Below are 2,535 nucleotides of genomic sequence, written 5' to 3' on the forward strand. Positions count from 1 at the left end.
GGGCAGGATTGCAGATGAACTCGGCGGCACGCTCCCCGATCATCATGGCCGGTGCGCTGGTATTGCCCGAGATGATGTCGGGCATGATCGAAGCATCTGCGACCCGCAATCCCTTGATTCCATGGACGCGCAATTGCGCGTCCACGACTGCTGCCGGGTCGGACTGGGGCCCCATCTTGCAAGTACCGACAGGGTGGTAGATAGTCATGAGACCAGCACGTATGGCCTGCTCCAGTTCCGCATCCGACTCAACCGCCGCGCCGGGAAACAACTCCGTTCCAAGGTGCCGAGCCATTGCATCGGCAGCGAAGATGCGCCGCGCTTCGCGGACGCCGCTCACCAGCGTGCGTAGGTCGGAAAGCTCTTCGAGGAAGCAAGGGCGCATGAGGGGTTGGTCCTCCGGACGCGCAGACTTGAGGCGGAGGTGACCACGGCTCAATGGCCGCAGCAGCGTCACGAAAGCCATCACGCCGTGCTCGCGTGGAATCGCGCGCGCAGAGTTCTTCAGCCCGGCCATGAACGTGAGTTGCACGTCGGGTCTTGTTTGCGAGGGACCGGTGCGCAGGAAGCCGCCGGCCTCGGCGGCATTGGAGGCCAGCATTCCCGAACGCCGGAACCAGAAAGCCAACGGACTGAGCGCGATGGCCGGCAGGAAGCGCGCAGAGAGTGCATAAGACTGTCGGCTCGGATCTCGCATCGACAGCGGCGCCGAGGCATGATCCTGCAGGTTCATGCCCACACCCGGCAAGTTCTGCGCCACCGGGATGCCAAGGTCCATCAGATGCGTTGCGGGTCCGACTCCGGAAAGCATCAACAGGTGCGGCGAGTTCACCGTTCCCCCCGCCAGAACCACCTCGCTAGCGGCGTCCAGCTGGCGCCGACTGCCACTGTGGATGACGTCGACGCCCACTGCGCGCCCGCCCTCGATGACGATCCGTTCCACCAGCGTGTCTGTCAGGACAGTGAGGTTGGGTCGGTGCATGACTGGATGCAGGAATGCGCGCGAGCTGCTCAAGCGGATTCCGTCGCGTTGATTCACCTCCCAAAGCCCGAACCCATCCTGCCGGCCACCGTTGAAGTCATCGTTGCGCGAGTGGCCGGCCTGCACGGCCGCCTCGACGAATGCGCGCGATAGGGGGTTCGCGGCACCGGGGCGCACGACATCGAGTTCGCCGCCAACACCGTGATGCGGCCCGAGTCCTCCCGCGCGGTTCTCATGCCGCTTATATGCGGCCAGCACTTCTTCGTAGGACCATCCCGGATTGCCCTTGGCTTCCCAGGCATCGTAGTCGGCGGGGTGGCCCCGGACATACACGGAACCGTTGACGGAACTGCAGCCGCCGAGCAGCCGCCCGCGCGGCACAGCGATCTTGCGATGATTGATCGCCGCGCCGCCCTGAAACTCATACTTCCAGTTGTACTTGGCATGCGGCAGCAGGAAGATGTTCCCCACCGGCAGCGACGTCTTGATGTTCGCCGGAAACGCGCGATCCGATGGGCCAGCCTCCACCAGCGCCACGCGGACTGCAGGGTCGGCCGAGAGCCGATTGGCCAGGACGCATCCCGCAGAGCCAGCGCCAACGACGATGAAGTCGTACCCGGCGCTCACTGCTCGATCTCGGCAGCGCGACCGACGAAGGCAGCGTCGGTCTCTCCATCCGGAGCCACCTCTACCAGCACTTTGGCGATCTGGCCGGTGAACGCGAATGGTGCCTCGTACGCCAGACTCACTGGTAGGCCGGTGTCGCGGCCGCAGGTCAGACCGGATTGCACGGCGCGGTGCGGCCAAGTCCGTTCCACCCGCACAGTGCCCACCACGGCGCCGTCGACCACCAGACGGCCAACGCCGCCACTGTCGCCGTGCCGCGCAAACTCGTAGCGCACCGTGCGAGGGCCGGGCGCCAGTACCCCATTCGACGTCACCACGAATTTCTCGTCCTCGGAAAAGACGTACTCGTGCACCAACTTCCCGCCTTTTACGTACATGGCGTAGCCGGCCAGCGCCGTCCCGAACGCGAGCAGGACACCTTCCGCACCCGACGGCGGAATCACGATGTCGGCGGCGATCGCATAGGAGCGAGAGGTCAAGTCCGGCGCGCTCAGCCGATCGATCCGCGCTTGGCCCGCTCGGTACTCGTACACCCGGGTCTGCACCTGCGGTGCTTCGGGCGGCAATCGACCCCACTTGCGATCGTCCAGCGGCAGCACTTCGAAGGCACGAGCCTCCGACCACCACAGGTCGACCATCTCGCGCAGACGGTCCGGAAACTTGTCCCCCAGGTCGTGGCACTCTGAGAAATCATTGTCCAGGTGATAGAGGGCCCAGCGGTCGGCATCGAAATCCGTCCCCGGTTGATGCAGCGTCACGGCCTTCCAGCCGCGATGCCAGATAGCTCGGTCGCCGTTCAGTTCGAAGTGCTGGGTGACCTTGCGCGTCGACGCCGTGGGATCTTCAAACGTGTAGCGCATGCTCGTGCCGTGCACTGGCACCTGCTCGACGCCCTGGTGCACGCCCAACGCCGGGACACCGAGCAC

At 65.2% G+C, this 2,535-nt stretch carries 1 protein-coding gene and 1 pseudogene; both read right to left on the bottom strand.

Annotated features, from left to right (window positions below; all coding sequences use genetic code 11):
• The coding region (locus tag AC1DY5_RS51040; RefSeq protein ID WP_478121918.1) for a GMC family oxidoreductase at positions 1-1,609 on the bottom strand (1,609 nt) is incomplete at its 3' end.
• Positions 1,606-2,535 (bottom strand): annotated as a pseudogene (locus tag AC1DY5_RS51045) (hypothetical protein); the annotation flags it as partial. The pseudogene AC1DY5_RS51045 and the gene AC1DY5_RS51040, both read right to left, overlap by 4 nt.

The sequence above is a fragment of the Variovorax sp. P4_D9 genome (assembly GCF_056401695.1).